Consider the following 18,624-nt stretch of genomic DNA (forward strand, 5'->3'; position numbering starts at 1 on the left):
GCGACGGCCGTTCCCTCACCCCCGCCCTCTCCCCGAGGGGAGAGGGGGCAAGTCAGTTACCAGGTTCCTCATGTTCATTCGCGCTCTCTTCCTCTTCATTCTCGTTTTCTCCGCCAGCGCCCACGCCCTGACTCCGGCGCAGGCGAATGCCATGGCGTCCGGTGAAACCGACGCGCGGATCGAGGCATTGAACAAAGCGCTCGCCGCCGCTGACGACAAGACGGCCGCATTCATCCAGGCCCTGATCGACGACGAGGTCAAGGTCGCCGGTGGCAAGGCTTTCGTCGTGAAGAACGACAAAGCTTCGGACCCCGCAACCGGCGCAGAAATCGCACTGCCCGCAGACGCTGAAGACGTCATCAACAACAACCGCATGCGCAGCGAACTCGACAACGCGATGGCGTCGCTGCGACTGTTCTCCAAAGACGAGAAGCAACGAGCCGAAGCCATCAAGACGCTGCGCAACGAGACCGACGATTCGCGACTTCCGATCATCGAGAAAGCGATTGCCTCCGAGACCAGCGCCGCCTTGAAAGAGCAGCTCGCGATGGTTCGCGCCTCGGTGCTGCTCAACAGCGCTGACAAAACCAAGCGCCTGGAAGCGGCCAGGCTGCTCGGCCAAAGCAACAACCCCAACACCAAGACCCTGCTCATCGAGCGCATCAGGATCGAGTCCGAAGCAGACGTGAAGTCCACGCTGCAAGCCACGCTGCGCACGGTGGAATCATCGCTCGCCTGGGGCGACAAGCTCGGCGCGATTTTCTCGGGCATCAGCCTGGGCTCCATCCTCTTGCTCGTCGCATTGGGTCTTGCGATCACCTACGGCCTGATGGGCGTCATCAACATGGCGCATGGCGAGCTGATGATGATCGGCGCGTATGCAACCTATGTGGTGCAAGGCATCTTCCAGAAATACCTGCCGGGCGCGTTCGACTGGTATCTCATCGCCGCGATTCCGGTTTCGTTTGCAGCGGCTGCCCTGATGGGCGCGGCGCTGGAGCGCAGCGTGATCCGCTTTCTGTATGGACGCCCGCTCGAAACCCTGCTGGCGACCTGGGGCATCAGCCTGATGCTGCAACAGCTGGTGCGCAGCATCTTCGGCGCGCAAAACGTCGGCGTTGAAAACCCGAGCTGGATGAGTGGCGGCGTCGTGGTGATGGGCAATCTGCAACTGCCCTGGAACCGCATATTGATCATCGTGTTTGCTTTTGCGGTGCTGGGCGGCATGGCGTTTCTGATCGGCAAGACAAGGCTGGGCCTGTTCGTTCGCGGCGTCACGCAGAACCGGCCGATTGCGTCTTGCATGGGCGTGAACACGGCGCGCATCGACACCTATGCGTTCGCGCTCGGCTCGGGCATCGCGGGGCTTGCAGGCTGCGCGCTCAGCCAGGTCGGCAATGTGGGGCCGGACTTGGGGCAGGGCTACATCGTGGATGCGTTCATGGTGGTTGTGCTTGGCGGCGTGGGGCAGCTCGCGGGCACGGTGTATGCCGCGCTCGGCCTGGGCGTGCTCAACAAATTCATCGAAGGCTGGGCCGGCGCGGTGCTCGCCAAGATCGCGGTGCTGGTTCTCATCATCATCTTCATCCAGAAGCGCCCGCAAGGCATCTTCGCGATGAAGGGGCGGAGTGCGGAGGCATGAGCGCTGTGATCGGTACACCGCAGGCCCCCACCCCGGCCCTCCCCCAGCGGGGGAGGGTGCTCACGCCCAAAGGCTGGACCGCATTCATCATCGCGCTCATCGTCGTCTGCGCGGTTGCACCCCTGCTGAACCTCGTCGTTCCACAAGGCAGCTTCTTCCACATGAGCGACTACGCGGTCGCGCTCATCGGCAAGATCATGTGCTATGCCATCTGCGCGCTCGCGATGGACCTGATCTGGGGCTACACCGGCATCCTGTCGCTGGGCCACGGCCTGTTCTTTGCGCTGGGCGGCTATGCGATGGGCATGTACCTCATGCGCCAGATCGGGCGCGACGGCAACTACAAGAGCGACCTGCCCGACTTCATGGTGTTCCTGGACTGGAAGTCGCTGCCCTGGCACTGGACCTTCAGCGACAGCTTTCTTGCCACGCTGGTGCTGATCGTCGTTGTGCCGGGCATCGTCGCGTTCGTCTTCGGTTACTTCGCTTTCCGCTCGCGCATCAAGGGCGTGTATTTTTCGATCATCACCCAGGCCATGACCTTCGCAGCGATGCTGCTGTTCTTTCGCAACGAAACGGGCTTCGGCGGCAACAACGGTTTTACCGACTTCAAGCGCATCGTCGGCATCGCGATTGCAACGCCCTCGATGCGCATGACGCTTTTCGTGATCACGGGTCTCACGCTCCTGGGCTTCTACCTGTTCGGCAAGTGGTTGATCGCCAGCAAGTTCGGCCGAGTGTTGCAGGCCATCCGCGATGCCGAAACACGCGTCATGTTCTCCGGCTACAACCCCATCGGCTACAAGCTCACCATCTGGACGCTCTCAGCCGTGATGTGCGGTGTGGCGGGTGCGCTGTATGTGCCGCAGGTCGGCATCATCAACCCGAGCGAGATGAGCCCGGCCAACTCGATCGAGATCGCGATCTGGGCAGCAGTCGGTGGACGCGCCACGCTCATCGGCCCTATCGTTGGCGCCTTCATCGTCAACCTGGCCAAGAGCTGGCTCACGGTCACAGCGCCGGAGTACTGGTTGTACTTTCTCGGGGCGCTTTTCATTGCTGTCACGCTGTTCCTGCCCAACGGTGTCGTGGGGCTGGTCAAGCAGATCAGGAGCCGTATCAAATGACGCCCGACCTGCTGGAGCAAGGCGAACAACGCCTGAAGGCGCGGCAAGAAAAAGTGCTGCGCGGCAAGACCGAATCGGGCGGGCGCGCTGCGGGCTTCTCGCACCTGGTCACATCCGGCGAAGTCGATGTCACGCATGGCCGCATCCTGTACCTGGAAGATGTCACGGTGAGTTTTGATGGCTTCAAAGCCATCAACAACCTGTCGCTGGACATCGCACCTGGCGAGTTGCGCTGCATCATCGGCCCCAATGGCGCGGGCAAGACGACGATGATGGACATCATCACCGGCAAGACCCGGCCCGATTCGGGCACGGTGTTCTTCGGCAGCACGATTGATCTCTTGCGCTACACCGAGCCGCAGATCGCGCAGATGGGCATCGGCCGCAAGTTCCAGAAGCCGACGGTGTTCGAGCAACTCACCGTGTTCGAGAACCTGGAGCTCGCGCTCAAGACCGACAAGGGCGTGAAGTCATCGATGTTCTTTCGCCTCGATTCCGGCCACAGCGACCGGCTCGCGGAAGTGCTGCACACGATTCACCTGGCGGGTAGCGTCACGCGCCAGGCCGGCAACCTGAGTCACGGCCAGAAGCAATGGCTGGAGATCGGCATGCTGCTCATGCAGGACCCCAAGCTGCTGCTGCTCGATGAGCCGGTGGCCGGCATGACTGATGAAGAGACGGCGCGCACAGCCGAGCTGTTTCTCACGCTCAAGGGCAAGCATTCATTGATGGTGGTCGAGCACGACATGAGTTTCATCAAGGTGATTTCGGAAATCGTGACGGTGTTGTCCGAGGGTTCGGTGCTGGCGCAAGGCACGCTGGAGCAGGTGCAAAACGATGAGCGCGTGATCGAGGTTTATCTTGGGCGCTAGGCTGTCATTGTTGGGTGCCAGGCTGTCATTGCGGGCTCGACCCGCAATCCATCTTTGTGCCGGCGCAGTCGCCGCTTCGCGGTGGATGCCGGATCAAGTCCGGCATGACAGAGGTGAAACATGCTGAACGTCAAAAACATCAACCAGTACTACGGCGGCTCGCACATCCTTCGCGATGTGAGCCTGGAAGCACACGTCGGCCGTGTCACGGTTTTGCTGGGGCGCAACGGCGTGGGCAAAACGACCTTGCTCAAGTCGCTGATGGGCCTGGTCCCGATCCGAACCGGCACCATCGAATTCGAAGGCAAGCCGATACAGGCCGCCACGCCTTACCAGCGCGCGCGTGCCGGCATCGGCTTCGTGCCCCAGGGCCGCGAGATCTTTGCGCGGCTCACGGTTGAAGAAAACCTGCGCATGGGCCTGGCGTACAAGAGCGCCGGCACGCCCATTCCGTCTGAATTGTTCGAACTGTTCCCGGTGCTCAAGCAGATGATCAACCGAAGGGGCGGCGACCTGTCGGGCGGGCAACAGCAGCAGTTGGCGATTGCGCGGGCGCTCGCGGCCAAACCCAAGCTGATGATCCTGGACGAGCCGACCGAAGGCATACAGCCGAGCATCATCAAGGACATCGGACGGGTCATTCGTATGCTGGCCGATCGGGGCGACATGGCGATCTTGCTGGTGGAGCAGTACTACGACTTTGCGCAAGAGCTCGCGGATGATTACCTGGTGATGGAGCGCGGCGAATTCATCGCCCGCGGCCTGGGCAAGGACATGGAAGCGCAAGGCGTGCGGCAGCTGGTCGCGATCTGAGTCCGAAGACATGGATTGCGGATCAAGTCCGCAATGACACGGGTTCAGGATGGACTGCGGGTCAAGTCCGCAATGACACGGGTTCAGGATGGATTGCGGATCAAGTCCGCACTGACAGCCTGATTGGAATCGTAGGCACTTGCCTACCGGTTTTGAGGAACTCCGAGTGCACACGGCGCACCGCGTGCCCGTTATCTTTGAATCATCAACTCACCACTGGGAGATTCAAATGCCTTTCATTCTCTGGCTTCTCGGCGTTCCACTGATTGCTGTCCTCGCGCTCATGTTCTTTGGCGTGCTTTGACGCAATCACACGCCGCATTGCGGCGTCACCAGCCCAGGCGCCCCGGTCCATGATCGGGGCGCTTTCTTTTGTGCACACACACATCACGCCCCAAAACAAAAGCGGGTCCCGAAGGACCCGCTCTGTCTCCCGTGACAGCGTATTGATATTTACTTGGATGGAACCAGGATGACCGGGTCAGCGGTCTTGGGCTCGATCACGACAGGGCCGGTGCCCGCAGGCAGGACCACGGTCTCGACTTCGCGAATCACGCCGCCGCCGGCAACGCTGCCGGAGGTGCTGCCGTAGCCGACCACGCGGGCCTGGCAAGCGGCTTTCTCTTCACCGGTCAGAACGTCGCAGCGTGCTGCAGCGTTGGATTGAAACTGGGCGCCGGAATTGTCCAGCACGCCGCGCTGCTTGTCGGCGCGTGCGTTGCGGGCTTCCTTCAGGCAGGTTTCCTGGTCTTGCTGGGTGCGGCCGGTCATGCAGGCCTGCAATTCAGACTGGAAGCTGCCGGTGGCATCGATGCCGGTGGTACCGGTGGCAACCTGGGCAGTAGCGGCGGTCACGGCCAGCAGTGCTGCCAGGCCGAAAGAGACCATGCTCTTGCGAGAAAGGCGGGGGTCACGTGCAGTCATGATCGAAACTCCTTGAATGAATGAAATCTGATGGAATGACTGCAGTCTATGGATGGTCACAAGGCAGCGATGCCGGATGAGAGACCGCCTTGACTACGGCGTGTTGCCGTACACGAAGTAGGACATCGCGCCACGGTCGAGCTTGGCGACCGTGCAAGAGCTGGCTCAAGAGCTACAAAGTAGCAATCAAAGCGCCCAGGTGCGCGGCAAGGTAGGTGGCAAGTTCCAAAGCGCCGGACGCCAGGCGGCGCGGATCGCCTTGAGCAAGGCCATCGCAGGTTCCACCAGCGGCGCCAGCACGCGCACCACGACGACTTGCGGCCCGCAGGCAGTGGCGCCAGCCGTTTGCGCCAGCTCATGGGGCGCAACCAATTCGCGCGCGAGCTCCAGCGCCAGGTCACGCCGGGCACGCGCAATGTCGCTGCCGCAGGCATAAAACAGCGTGGCGATGCACCGATGCCCGGCCATCCCCAGCGGCCCGTCCATCAACTTGGCGTCGTCAGCCCGGATCCGGCCCCGCTCCAGCCACGCGCCTTTCAATTCCAGATGCTGCAGCAGGCTGCCGCGCTCGAACGGCTGTTTTGCCTCAGGCAATCCGAGCGCGGTGATGTCCCAGCCGATGACCTCGGCGCCCGGAGCCAGTTGCAGCGAAAGCCGGTTTTCGGCGATGCAGCCGCTGTAGCAGATGGCTTCGAGCGGCAGCCACTCAAAGCGCGCACCGGGCTCCAGTGCAATGCTCGTGCGCTGTATGGCGACCTCGCCCTCGCTGCGATAGAACCGCGTGGCACCGGGCGTGGTGACCAGGCCGTGCGTGCCGGCCGCGCCGTGAATGGCTACTTCAAGCGTGTCGCCGCCGACCAGGCCGCTGGGCGGATGCACCAGCACGTTGTGCGAGATGGCGTCGCCCTCGGGGTAGAGCGTCTGCAGGATGCGAAGCGGTCCGTCGTGCTCGTAGCGCGGCGTGCAGCGGCCGGCCTCCATGCCCAGCCGCAGCGCAAGGCGCGCATGCCACGCCATTGCTCAGTGCCCTTGCGAGCCGCGATGCGCCCAGCCGGTCGTGTGCTTTTCGATGTAGCTGAACAGCTCGTACATCGCCATTGCCATCGCACTGATAAGGACGAGCCCGGCGAATGCGAGCGGCATGCGTTGCTGGCTGCTGGCCGATTGCATCAGGTAGCCGATGCCCGAATCGCCGGCCGTCATCTCGGCCAGCACCGTCCCCACGAAGGCCAGCGTGATGGCGACCTTGAGCGAGGCGTAGAAGTACGGCAGCGAACGCGGCAGCCCCACCTTGATCAGCACATCCCAGCGGCGCGCGCCCAGCACCCGCAGTACGTCCTCCAGCTCAGGCTCCAGCGTCGCAAGGCCGGTGGCGATGTTGACCGTGATCGGAAAAAACGAAATCAGGAATGCGGTGAGGATGCCGGGGCCCAGGCCGATGCCGAACCAGACCACCAGGATGGGCACGATGGCCGCCTTGGGCACGGCATTGAAACCCACCATCAGCGGATAGAGCGCTGTGTAGGCCAGGCGCGAACTGCCGATCAAAAAGCCGAGCATCACACCCACGACGATCGAGATGCCAAAACCCAGCATCGTGACCCAGAAGGTTTTCCAGGCGGCCTCGAAGAGCGGAGCCTTGAATTCCACGAATTGCTGGGCGATCTGCCAGGGGCTGGGAAAGATGTATTCGGCAATGCCAAAGCCCGTCACGATCACTTGCCAGAGCACGAGTGCCGCGAGCAGCACGATGACGGGCGACCAGCGCTCCATGTTGCGGGTCAGCTTCATGATGGTTGCGCCGCGGTTTGGCGGAAAGCGCCGATGTGCGTGCGCAGGTCGTGCACGATGTCGGTGAATTCCTTGGTGTAGGTGAGCTCCAGGTCGCGCGGACGCGGCAACTCGATTTCTTGCCGCACCATGAACCGGCCGGGGCTCTTGCTCATCACGTACACCGTGTCGGCCAGAAACACCGACTCGCGCAGGTCGTGCGTGACCAAAATGACGTTGAAGCGCTGCTCGGTCCACAGGTCGCGCAAGATGCACCACAGCTCCTCGCGGGTGAACGCATCGAGCGCGCCGAAGGGCTCGTCGAGCAGCAGCATCTTGGGTTCATGGATGAGTGCGCGGCAAATGCTCGCGCGCTGTTGCATGCCGCCCGACAGCTGCCACGGAAACTTGTCTTCATAGCCGGCCAGGCCCACCTTTTGCAGCAGCTTGCGCGCGCGCTCGACGTATTCAGCGCGCTTTTGCTTGAAGTTGCTGCGATAGGGCTCGACGATTTCAAGCGGCAGCAGCACGTTGTCCACCGTGGTCCGCCAGGGCAGCAGCGAGGGCGCCTGGAACGCCATGCCCGAGATTTTTAAAGGGCCTGTCACCGGGGCGCCGTCGATCAGGATGCGGCCCCTGGTCGGCATGCGAAGGCCGGTCGCGAGTTTCATGAAGGTGGACTTGCCGCAGCCCGAAGGCCCGACGATGGCGATGAACTCGCCCTGCCGCACCTTCAGGTCGATCGCTTCGACCGCGTATTGCCCGACCGCTTCCAGCTCGTCGTTATAGGCGAGCCAGACGTCCTGGAAATCAACGAAATTGCCGCCGCCCGTCGTCATTTCTTTGGCAGCACGGCGTTGAGTTCAGCCTTGGAAGGCAGGAACGAGCCGTTCCACACCGCGTCGGCATTGACGCGCGTCTTGGTGTTGAAGGCATCGGACACCTGCGACGCCATCAGCGACAGGCGGCCGGGGTTGATCTGGCCGAAGCCTTCGGCACGTGCGTCGGGGCTGTTGATGACCGTGTCGATGGCGAGCTTGAGGCGGCGCGTTTCGAGCGCGCTGTTGATGATGCCGTCGCGCGCCTTGACGTCCTCGATCGCCGCTTCGGGCTTGGCGATCACTTCCTTCACGCCGCGCGTGAACGCCGAAAGGAATGCACGAACCGCAGCCGGGTTTTCCTTGATGATTTTCGGCGTGGCGATGATGACGTTGCCGTACAGCTTGACGCCGTTGTCGGCATAAGGGATCACGACGACGTCTTCAGCCTTGACGCCGCGTGCTTCCAGGTTGAGCAGCGAGGTGAAGGTGAAACCGGTGATGGCATCGACGTCGCCGCGAGCCAGCATGGTTTCACGCAGCGGCGGGTCCATCGCTGTCCAGGTCACGCTGCTGATGCCATTGGCCTTCTGGAAGATCGGGAAGGCGCGGCGGCCTGCGTCAAAGACCGGAGCACCCAGCTTCTTGCCATTGAGGTCCGACGGCTTCCTGATGCCCGACTTCTTCAGCGCCATCACCGAGGCAGGCGTGTTGTTGTAGACCATCATGATCGCGACCGGCTTGTTGGGCGCATCCGGGTTGTTCGCATGGAACTCCATCAGCGCGGCCAGGTCGGCGAAGCCGATGTCGTAGGTGCCCGACGCCACGCGGGTCACCGCGCCGCCCGAGCCGTTGCCCGCGTCCACGGTCACATCGAGCTTGGCGTCCTTGAAGTAGCCCTTGGCAGCGGGGGTCAGAAACAGGGCGGCCGGGCCTTCGAAGCGCCAGTCGAGCTGGAACTTGATGGGCGTGACCTGGGCTTGCGCGAGGCCAAAGGTGCAGGCAAGCGCGATGGCTGCGGCGGTCTGGATGAGGGGCCGTCTCTTCATGGGGACTCCGGAAATGGTGGATTCGACTGGGGAATTCTTCATGGAAGCTTCGTAGCAAGAAGGGTGCCGCTGTAGAGCAGGCAGACCCCTATTCTCGCGGCGGCGGCAGCCGCGGTTCCTGCGGATTTACCCCCGAAGCGCCTGTTTGAAAGTAGGGCGCGTCCCACGCCGCCACGCGCCAAGACCGGACGGTGAGCGGATGCCGCCGACTACGCGGACGAGCTTCAGGCAGGGCGATATTTCATTTCACCAGCCGCGCTCAGGCGGCAGGGGTCGGAACCGAGAGGGCCGAACGCTAGCAACAACACGCCGTACGCGGCAAAAGGAGTCTCAAATGGGTTTCATTCTCTGGCTAATCGTGGGTGGTATCGTGGGTTGGCTTGCCAGCCTGGTCATGAAGACTGATGGTCAGCAGGGCATCCTGTTGAACGTGGTCGTGGGTATCGTCGGCGCCTTCATCGGCGGCTGGCTGATCTCCCCGCTGGTGGGAGCCGGCACGATCAATGACGGCTTCAGCATTGCTTCGGTTCTCGTCTCGCTGGTCGGCGCAGTCATCCTGCTTGCCATCGTGAACCTGTTCCGCCGCGGTCGCGTCCGCTAAACGCACAAAATTCTTCAGGCGTCAGGCTCTCGCAGCCTGGCCTATTGAGCGCGGCTTGGGCCGCGCTTTTTTTGTTTGGGCTGTCATTGCGGGCTAGACCCGCAATCCATCGTGGATCAAGCGCAGTCGCCGCTTCGCGGTGGATGCCGGATCAAGTCCGGCATGACAGCCTTATGACAACAGATCCAGCAGCGTCCTGGCGATCACTTTAGTCGCCCGCCGCAAATCTTCCAGCTCCAGCCGCTCATCAGCGCGTTTGGCATGGGACTCCAGCACGGTGCGCGGCCCCGAACCGTAGATCACGCCCGGTATCCCCGCTTCGGCATACAGCCGAACATCGGTGTAAAGCGGCGTGCCCATCGCGGGGATGGCTTCGCCGAAAACCGCTTGCCCGTGTTTCTGAATCGCCTCCACCAACGGCTTGTTGCCGGGCAATGGCTTCATGGCGCGCGCCAGCAGCATCCGCCTGACATCGACCGTGATCCCCGGAGATTGCGCAGCGGCTTGTTCGATGACGCGCCGGATCGCAGCCTCAACCTCAACCGGGTCTTCTTCGGGAATCATCCGCCGATCGAGTTTGAACACGACCTTGCCCGGTACGACGTTGGTGTTCGTGCCGCCTTCGATGCGGCCGACATTCAGGTACGGATGGCTGATGCCTTCGACCTGCGAGGTGATGGACCGGTAGCGCGTGTTCTCTGCATACAGCGCGTTCAGGATGCGCACTGCCCCTTGCAGCGCGTCGACGCCGCTCTGCGGAATCGCGGCGTGCGCCATCTTGCCGTGTACCGTCACCTCCAGTTGCAGGCAGCCGTTGTGCGCGGTGACCACTTCATAGCTGAAGCCTGCAGCGATCATCAGGTCGGGCTTTGTGAGGCCGTGGCGCAGCAGCCATCCGGGGCCAAGTTCGCCGCCGAATTCCTCGTCGTAGGTGAAGTGCAGTTCGACCGAGCCCTTCAGTGCCGCCTGCAGTGATTCGAGCGCTCGCACGGCAAAGGTGAAGCTCGCAAAATCGCCCTTGCTCACGGCGGTGGCACGGCCGTAAATCTTGCCGTCTTCGATCTCGCCGCCATAGGGGTCGTGGGTCCAGCCTTCGCCGGGCGGCACGACGTCGCCGTGTGCGTTCAATGCCACCGTGGGGCCAGTCCCCTCGCCATCTCCATATCGGCGGCGCACGATCAGGTTGGTGATCGACTCCATGCCTTGCGCTTGCACTTCGGCTTGCGGTACCGCGTGCTTCACCGCATCGAATCCGAACGCATGGAGCAGCTCGGCTGTGCGTTCAGCGTGTGGCGCGTTGTTGCCGGGCGGCGTATCGGTGGGCACGCGAACGAGTTCCTGGAGAAAGCGAACTTCCTCGTCGAAATGCGCGTCGATCCACGCGTCGAGCCTGTCGTAATCGGTCATGCCTTCACTTCGCTTTCGATTCGTTTTCTGTTGCGAGTTGGTCCAGCAGGTTCTGGAATGCCTCGACTGCGAGTTGCATGTCGTCGCTGGTGCTGCTCTCCAGCGGGTTGTGGCTGATGCCGGCGTTCTGGCCGCGCACAAACAGCATCGCCTGCGGCATGATTTCGTGCAGCTTCATGGCGTCGTGTCCAGCGCCGCTGGTCATTCGGTACAGCGGCACGCCCAGCGCATCGACGGCGCGCTCCCATCGCGATTGCCATTGGGCATCGCTCGGTGCGGCCGAAGCCTTCATCGTCAGCTCGGTGGTGTAGCCCACGCCTCGGCGTTTGCAGATCGCGGCCAGCTCGGCGAGCACGTCGCTCACCAGCGCGTCGCGTTGTGCGTTGTTGGGCGCGCGCAGGTCCAGGCTGAAAAGGCACCGCCCGGGAACCACGTTGATCGAGCCGCCCGGCACTTGCAACATGCCGATCGTGCCGACCGAATCGCCGTCTTGCGACGCGCGCTTTTCGATGAAGAGCGCGAGTTCGGCAACCGCCACCGCGGCATCGCGTCGCCGGTCCATCGGCGTCGTGCCCGCGTGGCTGGCCATGCCGGTGACTTCGCACTGGTAGCGAACGCCGCCGTTGATCGAAGTGACGATGCCCAGCGGCAGGTCGAGCTCATTGAGCACCGGCCCCTGCTCGATATGCACTTCGACAAAGCCAATGTATTTTTTGGGGTCGCGCTGCAGGGCCGCGATGGCTTCCATCGTTGCAGCAAGCCCCGCGTGCTGCATCGCTTCGCGCATGGTGACGCCGTCAGCGTCTTTCTGGTCGAGCCACGCGGAGTTGAACTGGCCGAGCAGCGCGCCCGAGCCCAGGAATGTCGCCTTGTAGCGCTGGCCCTCTTCTTCGGAGAAGGCGACCACCTCGATGCCGAACGGCAGGCGCCTGCCTTGCTGCGCCAGCTCGCGCACGCAGGCCATCGGCGTGAAGATGCCCAGGCGCCCGTCGTACTTGCCGCCATTTCGCACCGTGTCGTAGTGCGAGCCGGTGAGCAGCGCTTTGCTTCCCGCGCCGTGATAGCGGCCCACCACGTTGCCGACGGCATCGATGTCGACTTCATCGAAGCCGCACGCCTTCATTTCGCTGGCGATCAACGCTGCTGCGCTGCGATGCGCATCGGTGAGATAGGTGACGGTGAGTTGACCTTTTTCAGCGAATTCGGGGTCGCTGAATGCACCGAGCGCTTCCTGCCAATCCCAGACGCGATTGCCCAGCGCAGGCTCGACGCCGAACTTGTCGTTCAGGCGCAGTTCGGCAATGCGGTGGATGTTGCGCAGGCTCTCGGCGATCTCGAAGTCTTTCGGATTCTCCAGCCGCCGCTGGAAAGTCTCGATGATGTCCTTGCGCGAGAGCCCGGTCCCGCGCGGCCCGCGCACGGCCAGGATGAACGGAAATCCGAACTTCGCGTTGTAGTCGGCGTTGAGCTTCTGGATCGCGGCGAACTCTTCGGGCGTGCAATCGGTGAGCCCGGCCTTGCCCTGCTCATGGGTCGACTCGGCCGTGAGGGTCCTGGCGATCATCGCCTTGCCTGCCAGTTCAGGGTGGGCGCGTATCAATGCCAGCTGCGCGCCGGCGTCGGCCTGCGCCACCACACGCGCCATCGCGTGCTTGAGCTGCGAGAGCGACCTGAAGGGCCGCTGCTGCAGCGCGGCCTGCGCGATCCACGGCGAGTGTTCGTAGAGGCCGTCCAGCAGCTGCAAGGCTTGATCGGCAGTTGCGTTGTTGATCTGGTCGAGCGTGACCTTCATGCTGGTTCCTTGAAAGGGTGTTCGCGCTTCCAGTGGCGCGCGATGTCGATTCGGCGGCAGACCCAGACGCGTTCGTGTTTCTGCACATGGTCCAGAAAGCGCTGCAGCGCCACGATGCGGCCGGGCCGCCCGAGCAGGCGGCAATGCATGCCGATGCTCATCATCTTGGGCGACGAATCGCCTTCTGCATAGAGCGCGTCGAAGCTGTCGCGCAGGTAGATGAAGAAGTCTTCGGCCTGCGAGAAGCCCTGGGGCAACGAGAAGCGCATGTCGTTGGCGTCCAGCGTGTAGGGCACGACCAGATGGGGCACCACGACGCCATCGGTCTTGCGCACCTTCATCCAGAACGGCAGGTCATCGCCGTAATAATCGCTGTCATATTCGAAGCCGCCGAAGTCCGCGACAAGCCGCCTTGTGTTGGGGCTGTCGCGGCCCGTGTACCAACCCAGCGGGCGCTCGTCGGTCAGCTGTTCGATCGCCTGCATGCCAAGGCGCATGTGTTCACGCTCGGTGGCTTCATCCACATTCTGGTAGCTGATCCAGCGCCAGCCGTGGCATGCGATCTCATGGCCCAGTTCCTGGAGCGCCGATGTGAGTTCGGGGTGGCGCTGCAAGGCCATGCCGACGCCAAAGACCGTCAGCGGCAGGCCGCGCGTTTCAAACTCGCGCAGGATGCGCCACACACCCGCGCGAGAGCCGTATTCGTAGACGCTTTCCATCGTGAGATGGCGATCGGCAAAGCTCGGTGGGTTGAACATCTCCGACAGGAATTGCTCCGAGCCCGCATCGCCATGCAGCACCGCGTTCTCGCCGCCTTCCTCGTAGTTGAGGACGAACTGCACCGCGATGCGTGCATTACCCGGCCAGCGTGCATGGGGCGGATTGCGGCCATGGCCGACGAGGTCTCGGGGGTAGGGGGCGGTGCTGTCGTAGGTCATGGGTAAGGCTTTCAGGACAGGGCCATCGCGACGTCGTGCGTGGGCACCTTGCGGTCGAACGCCAGGCTTTGCTCGACATGCAGCAGGTGCTCGTCCATCAGCCGCACGGCGCGGTCTTCGTCCTTTGCAGCCAGTGCCTTCACGATCTCCACGTGCTCATGGTGCGAGTGCCGGGCCGCGCCGTCGCGCTGGTACATGAGTGAGATGAGCGAGCTGCGCGAGACGAGGTCACGCAGGATCTGCGCCAGCACCTCGTTGCCCATCAACTCCGCCATGCGCACATGGAAGTCGCCCAGCAGCTCGATGCGCTGTTCTGCATCGTTGCGCTCGACCGCGGCTTTTTCCTGCGCGACGTGTTCGCGCAAAGCGCGCAGCCGGGCGGGCGTGATCTGCCGGATGAAGGCGCGTGTCATTTCTGCTTCGAGCATGCGACGCGTGGCAAACACATCGCGCGACTCCTGCACCGTGGGTGCGGCGACAAATGCACCGCGCGCAGGTTCCAGGCGGATGAGGCGGTTTTGCGTGAGCTGGAAGAGCGCCTGCCGCACAAGGGTGCGAGACACGCCGAAGTGGTCGGCGAGTTTCTGTTCGGCCAGTTTGGTGCCCGGCTGCAACCGGTGCTCCACGATGGCGCGCGTCAGCGCCTGGACGATGAAACTGGTGGTGGACGGCGACTCCATGAGGCGTGATGATAGTCTGGTCAGCCAAAACTGTATACACTTGTGTCCACGATATGGAGGGTTTGCCATGGGCCTGAGCACACATGTACTGGACACCATGAACGGCTGCCCTGCCGCCGGGATGGCCGTGGAACTCCATGCGGTGGACGCTGCGGGTGCACGGCTGGTGAAACGGGTGGTGCTCAACGCGGATGGCCGCACGCCTGACGGGCCGCTGTATGGCGATGGCGAACTGAAGGCAGGGCGCTTTCGCCTGGTGTTCGATGTGGCCGGCTACTTTCGCAGCCGCGGCGTGCAGTTGCCGGAGCCGAATTTTTTGGACCAGGTCACGCTCGATTTCGGGGTGGCGAATCCGGCGCAGCACTACCACGTGCCGTTGCTGGTGAGCCCGTGGAGTTACTCGACGTACCGGGGCTCATGAAAATCGGCTGTCATCGTGACCCCGGCTGTCATTGCGGACTTGATCCGCAATCCAGGAGTCATGGATCCCGGGTCAAGCCCGGGATGACAGCCTTTGCGCCCGGGATGACAGCCGGTGCGCCCGGGATGACAGCCAGAGGCTCAGTCCTGACCCTCGGTCAGCGTGTCCAGCTGGAACCGCCCGCTCTTGTGCCAGAGCCAGGTATCGGTATAGACCACCTTGCCCATGCGGGCAGGAACGGGAAACGGCGCTGCGGCGCGGACGGTGCGTTCGATCTCGGCGATGACTTCCGGCGCGTGCTTGGGCGCGCGCATCCAGCTGATATCCCTGACCTGGCCGTTGCGGTCCACCTCGACCTGCAAGACGCCGATGGCGTAGAGCAGCGGCGGCAGCCGGCCCTTGTAGATCCGCTCCTTGTTCAGTCCGTAAAGATGGGTGGCGGCGTCGGCGCGGTAGGCGCGGGGCGTGGGTGCCAGGGAAGGGTTGGAGCGGTGCGTGTTGAGGGCGGTCATCTGCTCGGCGGGCTGTCCCTGCGAAGTGGGCGCGGTGGCGGTGGGTTGCGGCTTGATTTCAACGACCGGCCGGGGCGGCAGCGGCGTCGATGCGCAGCCGGCCAGCAGCACAAGTCCTGCGGCCACGGCATGCGGCAGGTAACGCAAGGGGGTAGGGAGTCTCATCTGGCTGTCTCCGGTGGTGCGCTTTTATCCGCGCGCTCGCTAAAGCTGAGTTGGATTGGACGCGACAGTATCAAACTTTGTCGAGCTTGCTTACCCGATCGATACGATTTTTTCCAATGCTCGCGGGCGTCGCAGGCCTTTTCATGAATGTTGTCACATCCGGCTTGAACAGCGCAGACGCAGTGCTCGTGACGGTGACGTCCACGCGCGGCTCTGTGCCGAGGGAGCGCGGGGCATGGATGCTGGTGTTTGCCGACCACGCGAGCGGAACCATAGGCGGAGGCCATCTCGAACTGCAGGCGATGGTGCGGGCGCGCCAGATGCTGGCTGGCGAGCCGGTCGAGCCCGAGCAGTCCTTGTCGCTGGGCCCCGCGCTCGGTCAATGTTGCGGCGGCGTGGTCAGCCTGGCTTATGAATTTGTCCGCGAAAGTGACCTGGAGAGCGTGCAGTCAAGGCTGGCGGCACGACGCCTTCCCGTTGCCCTGTTCGGCGGCGGCCATGTCGGCCGGGCCATCGTGGATGCGCTGTCGCTGCTGCCGTTCGACATCCGCTGGATCGACAGTCGAGACGAGATCTTTCCTGCGAAGGTGCCGGCTGGGGTGACCTGCGAACACTCCGATCCGGTGCAGGCGGCGGTGCGCGATCTCGCTGCGCAATCGCGGGTCCTCATCATGAGCTTCAGCCATGCCGAGGACCTGGACATCGTCGCGGCGTGCCTTGCGCGGTTGCGCGACAAGGACGATCTTGCCTACGTCGGCCTGATCGGCAGCAGGACGAAGTGGGCGACGTTCCGGCATCGGCTGCAAGAACGCGGGTTCACTGCAGCCGAACTTGATCGCATCACCTGCCCCATCGGCATCCCCGGTATCGTTGGCAAGGAGCCTGAGATCATTGCCGCGAGCGTTGCGGCACAAATCCTGCAGCTTGCGCGCGATCGCCTCGCATGACCAGATAACAAGGAACGCATGGAAACCTACCTGCTTGAATGGGCCAACCTGCTGCTGCGATGGGCGCATGTCATCACCGCCATCGCCTGGGTCGGCTCGTCGTTCTATTTCGTGTTCCTCGATTCCAGCCTGACTCCGCCGCAGGACGAAGACCTGAAAAAGCAGGGCGTCAGCGGAGAACTGTGGGCCGTGCATGGCGGGGGCTTCTACCACCCGGTCAAGTTTGCAGTGAGCCCGCCGGCGCTGCCGGACAAGCTGCACTGGTTCTATTGGGAAAGCTACACGACCTGGCTGACTGGCTTTGCGCTGTTCACCTTGTCCTATCTTTGGAATGCCGGAACCTACCTGATCGACAAGAGCCTGATGGACTGGACGCCGGCCACCGCGATCGCGGCGGCGCTCGCCTTCCTGGTGGTGTTCTGGGTGCTCTACGACGCGATCTGCCGGATCTTCGGCCAGCGCGAGAACGGCGACAGGATCGTGGGTGCGCTGGTCCTGCTGCTGGTGTGCGTTGCGTCCTGGCTGGCGTGCCACTGGTTTGCCGGGCGGGCGGCCTTTTTGCTGGTGGGCGCCATGATCGCGACCGCGATGAGCGCCAACGTGTTTTTCTGGATCATCCCCGGGCAGAAGAAAGTGATTGCATCCATCAAGGCGGGCGAGCCGGTCGATGCGATTCACGGCAAGCGCGGCAAGCAGCGCAGCGTGCACAACACCTACTTCACGCTGCCGGTGATCTTTGCGATGCTGAGCAACCACTACAGTTTTTTGTGGAGCCACGCGCAAAACTGGATCGTGCTGATCCTGATGATGTTTGGCGGCGCCGCGATTCGCCAGTTCTTCGTGATGCGGCACGGCTACAAGCTGGGCCGCAATGCCAATCCGCTGCCTTACGCCCTGGTGGGCGTGGTGGTGATCGCGGGCGTCATCGCCTGGCTCAAGCCGCAGGCTGCCCCTGCCGCAGCGCCAGCCCCGGTTGCCGGTTATGCCCAGGTGCAAAAGGTGCTGGAGCAGCGCTGCTACATGTGCCACGGCGCGCAGGTGCAGATGAAGAACCTGCGGCTGGATTCACCCGAAGCGGCACGGCAGCACGCCGCCGCGATCTACCAGCAGGCTGTCGTCACGAAGGTGATGCCGATGAACAATGCGACCGGCATGACCGATGCCGAACGAGCGCTCGTCGGCCAGTGGTTCCAGTCAGGCGCCACTGTGCCCTGAAAGAAACTGGAATCAGAAATTGGAATCTGACCCCAATTAGGGAGTGGTCAGTTCTTCTTGGCTTCAGGCGCGCACTCGGCCTTGCGCACAAGGTTGCTGCCGGTCGGAGCGTCGGTCCGGCGGCAGGCCGCGCGGTTGTCGGCTTCGGCGGAAGTCATGGGTTCGGAGGCGCAGGCCGCCAGCAAGGCGGTGGCCAGGGACAGCGTGAGGGACAGGGTGAGAAGGTTCTTCATGCGTACTGCAACTGCGTGAGGGCAACTGCTCTTGGAGTTGGAATGCAGCGCGGATTCTATGCATCTGTTTAAACAATTGGAATCTGACCGCGATCAGCCAACGCGTTAGAGTGCGGGGAGCCAACCAACAAGGAAGCCGCATGTCCCACGGCAAGCCGCCGTCCAAGCCACCGGGCACGACTGACAAGGCCTCGCTCCAGGCCGCGATCGACAAGCTCGCGCGGCAAACCAAGGACTTCCGGGCCTATGACGAATCCGTGATCAAGGATCGCTGGGACCCGCGCATTGAAGTTCTCCAGAAGAAAATTCACGCATCGATCGGCGATGCGCTGGGTGCTGGCACGCCCGAATACAGGAAGTTCGCATTGCCCCGGATCAACGCGGCGCTGGAGGCCCATTTCGGTGACCGCCTCTCGTCGGAAGAAGTGCGCGAGGGCGTGCGCAAGGGGATCAATGACTCGGTGCTCGACCTGACCGCCGTCAGGAAGCTGCTGGTCGATCGCATGGAGGGCAAGGCGCTCGCGCCCGAGTCCACACCCGCTCCGACGCCGGCTCCGACGCCAGCAGCGACGCCAGCACCAACGCCAGCACCAACGCCAGCACCAACGCCGGCCCCGACGCCTGCATCGACACCGGCTCCGACACCGGCTCCGACTCCGACTCCGACTCCGACTCCGACTCCGACTCCGACTCCGACT

General features: G+C 63.1%; 19 protein-coding genes and 1 pseudogene. 9 read left to right on the forward strand and 11 right to left on the reverse strand.

All coding sequences use genetic code 11. From position 1 onward, the window contains the following. Nucleotides 1-70 precede the first annotated feature (70 nt). The 4 genes from urtB (at nucleotide 71) to urtE (ending at nucleotide 4,454) form a co-directional block, all read left to right on the forward strand. A complete protein-coding gene (gene urtB / locus AQ12_RS12030; RefSeq protein WP_048440167.1) occupies nucleotides 71-1,642 on the forward strand; it encodes an urea ABC transporter permease subunit UrtB in 1,572 nt (523 codons plus the stop codon). After that, nucleotides 1,639-2,769, forward strand: a complete 1,131-nt coding sequence (gene urtC, locus AQ12_RS12035; protein WP_048440168.1) for an urea ABC transporter permease subunit UrtC — start codon at nucleotides 1,639-1,641, stop codon at nucleotides 2,767-2,769. The genes urtB and urtC overlap by 4 nt, the downstream gene beginning before the upstream one ends. Further along, nucleotides 2,766-3,641, forward strand: coding sequence for an urea ABC transporter ATP-binding protein UrtD (gene urtD / locus AQ12_RS12040; RefSeq protein ID WP_048440169.1), 876 nt, complete (start codon nucleotides 2,766-2,768; stop codon nucleotides 3,639-3,641). The genes urtC and urtD overlap by 4 nt, the downstream gene beginning before the upstream one ends. Before the next feature lie 120 nt (nucleotides 3,642-3,761). Further along, a complete protein-coding gene (urtE, locus tag AQ12_RS12045) occupies nucleotides 3,762-4,454 on the forward strand; it encodes an urea ABC transporter ATP-binding subunit UrtE (RefSeq protein WP_048440170.1) in 693 nt (230 codons plus the stop codon). A 453-nt stretch (nucleotides 4,455-4,907) separates the two neighbouring features. Here urtE and AQ12_RS12050 read toward each other — a convergent pair whose 3' ends face one another. From AQ12_RS12050 to AQ12_RS12070, 5 genes are all read right to left on the reverse strand, one after another. Next, complete coding sequence (locus AQ12_RS12050) at nucleotides 4,908-5,378, reverse strand: hypothetical protein (protein WP_048440171.1); 471 nt, start codon at nucleotides 5,376-5,378, stop codon at nucleotides 4,908-4,910. 186 nt (nucleotides 5,379-5,564) lie between these two features. After that, the gene (locus AQ12_RS12055; RefSeq protein ID WP_048440172.1) at nucleotides 5,565-6,395 is read right to left on the reverse strand and encodes an urease accessory protein UreD; all 831 of its coding nucleotides are present in this window, start codon (nucleotides 6,393-6,395) and stop codon (nucleotides 5,565-5,567) included. A 3-nt stretch (nucleotides 6,396-6,398) separates the two neighbouring features. Beyond that, nucleotides 6,399-7,169, reverse strand: a complete 771-nt coding sequence (locus AQ12_RS12060) for an ABC transporter permease (protein WP_048440173.1) — start codon at nucleotides 7,167-7,169, stop codon at nucleotides 6,399-6,401. Beyond that, on the reverse strand, nucleotides 7,166-7,987 hold the full coding sequence (locus tag AQ12_RS12065) for an ABC transporter ATP-binding protein (protein WP_048440174.1): 822 nt from the start codon (nucleotides 7,985-7,987) through the stop codon (nucleotides 7,166-7,168). The genes AQ12_RS12060 and AQ12_RS12065 overlap by 4 nt, the downstream gene beginning before the upstream one ends. Next, nucleotides 7,984-9,015: an ABC transporter substrate-binding protein gene (locus AQ12_RS12070; RefSeq protein WP_048440175.1), complete on the reverse strand. Its 1,032-nt coding sequence runs from the start codon at nucleotides 9,013-9,015 to the stop codon at nucleotides 7,984-7,986. The genes AQ12_RS12065 and AQ12_RS12070 overlap by 4 nt, the downstream gene beginning before the upstream one ends. A 334-nt stretch (nucleotides 9,016-9,349) precedes the next feature. On the opposite strand from AQ12_RS12070, the gene AQ12_RS12075 reads away from it, so the two are divergent. After that, nucleotides 9,350-9,616: a GlsB/YeaQ/YmgE family stress response membrane protein gene (locus tag AQ12_RS12075; RefSeq protein WP_048440176.1), complete on the forward strand. Its 267-nt coding sequence runs from the start codon at nucleotides 9,350-9,352 to the stop codon at nucleotides 9,614-9,616. 171 nt (nucleotides 9,617-9,787) lie between these two features. Here AQ12_RS12075 and AQ12_RS12080 read toward each other — a convergent pair whose 3' ends face one another. Genes AQ12_RS12080 through AQ12_RS12095 form a run of 4 tightly spaced genes read right to left on the reverse strand, consistent with a single transcriptional unit; the run spans nucleotide 9,788 to nucleotide 14,433 of the window. Further along, nucleotides 9,788-11,023 carry an ArgE/DapE family deacylase gene (locus tag AQ12_RS12080; protein WP_048440177.1) on the reverse strand — a complete coding sequence of 412 codons (1,236 nt, stop codon included), beginning with the start codon at nucleotides 11,021-11,023 and terminating at the stop codon, nucleotides 9,788-9,790. A 4-nt stretch (nucleotides 11,024-11,027) separates the two neighbouring features. Next, on the reverse strand, nucleotides 11,028-12,815 hold the full coding sequence (gene uraD / locus AQ12_RS12085; RefSeq protein ID WP_048440178.1) for a 2-oxo-4-hydroxy-4-carboxy-5-ureidoimidazoline decarboxylase: 1,788 nt from the start codon (nucleotides 12,813-12,815) through the stop codon (nucleotides 11,028-11,030). Continuing rightward, nucleotides 12,812-13,753 (reverse strand): allantoinase PuuE, encoded by a 942-nt coding sequence (gene puuE, locus AQ12_RS12090; RefSeq protein ID WP_048440179.1) that lies wholly within the window; start codon nucleotides 13,751-13,753, stop codon nucleotides 12,812-12,814. Before puuE ends, uraD begins: the two co-directional genes overlap by 4 nt. Before the next feature lie 11 nt (nucleotides 13,754-13,764). After that, nucleotides 13,765-14,433 (reverse strand): GntR family transcriptional regulator, encoded by a 669-nt coding sequence (locus tag AQ12_RS12095; RefSeq protein WP_048440180.1) that lies wholly within the window; start codon nucleotides 14,431-14,433, stop codon nucleotides 13,765-13,767. A 67-nt stretch (nucleotides 14,434-14,500) separates the two neighbouring features. On the opposite strand from AQ12_RS12095, the gene uraH reads away from it, so the two are divergent. After that, a complete protein-coding gene (gene uraH / locus AQ12_RS12100) occupies nucleotides 14,501-14,854 on the forward strand; it encodes a hydroxyisourate hydrolase (RefSeq protein ID WP_048440181.1) in 354 nt (117 codons plus the stop codon). A gap of 140 nt (nucleotides 14,855-14,994) precedes the next feature. Here the strand turns inward: uraH and AQ12_RS12105 are convergent, their stop codons facing one another. After that, nucleotides 14,995-15,531, reverse strand: coding sequence for a hypothetical protein (locus AQ12_RS12105; RefSeq protein ID WP_048440182.1), 537 nt, complete (start codon nucleotides 15,529-15,531; stop codon nucleotides 14,995-14,997). Nucleotides 15,532-15,674: 143 nt separating this feature from the next. Between AQ12_RS12105 and xdhC the strand changes: the two genes are divergently transcribed. Further along, on the forward strand, nucleotides 15,675-16,478 hold the full coding sequence (xdhC, locus tag AQ12_RS12110) for a xanthine dehydrogenase accessory protein XdhC (RefSeq protein WP_048440186.1): 804 nt from the start codon (nucleotides 15,675-15,677) through the stop codon (nucleotides 16,476-16,478). A gap of 18 nt (nucleotides 16,479-16,496) precedes the next feature. Further along, entirely contained in the window at nucleotides 16,497-17,693 is a 1,197-nt protein-coding gene (locus AQ12_RS12115; RefSeq protein ID WP_048440183.1) for a urate hydroxylase PuuD, read from the forward strand. Between the two features lie 47 nt (nucleotides 17,694-17,740). Here AQ12_RS12115 and AQ12_RS12120 read toward each other — a convergent pair whose 3' ends face one another. After that, on the reverse strand, nucleotides 17,741-17,926 hold the full coding sequence (locus AQ12_RS12120) for a hypothetical protein (RefSeq protein ID WP_048440184.1): 186 nt from the start codon (nucleotides 17,924-17,926) through the stop codon (nucleotides 17,741-17,743). Between the two features lie 140 nt (nucleotides 17,927-18,066). Here AQ12_RS12120 and AQ12_RS23155 point away from each other — a divergent pair. Next, nucleotides 18,067-18,624: pseudogene (locus AQ12_RS23155) on the forward strand (hypothetical protein); the annotation flags it as partial.

Source organism: Caenimonas sp. SL110 (assembly GCF_001044395.1).
Lineage (GTDB): Bacteria > Pseudomonadota > Gammaproteobacteria > Burkholderiales > Burkholderiaceae_C > Ramlibacter.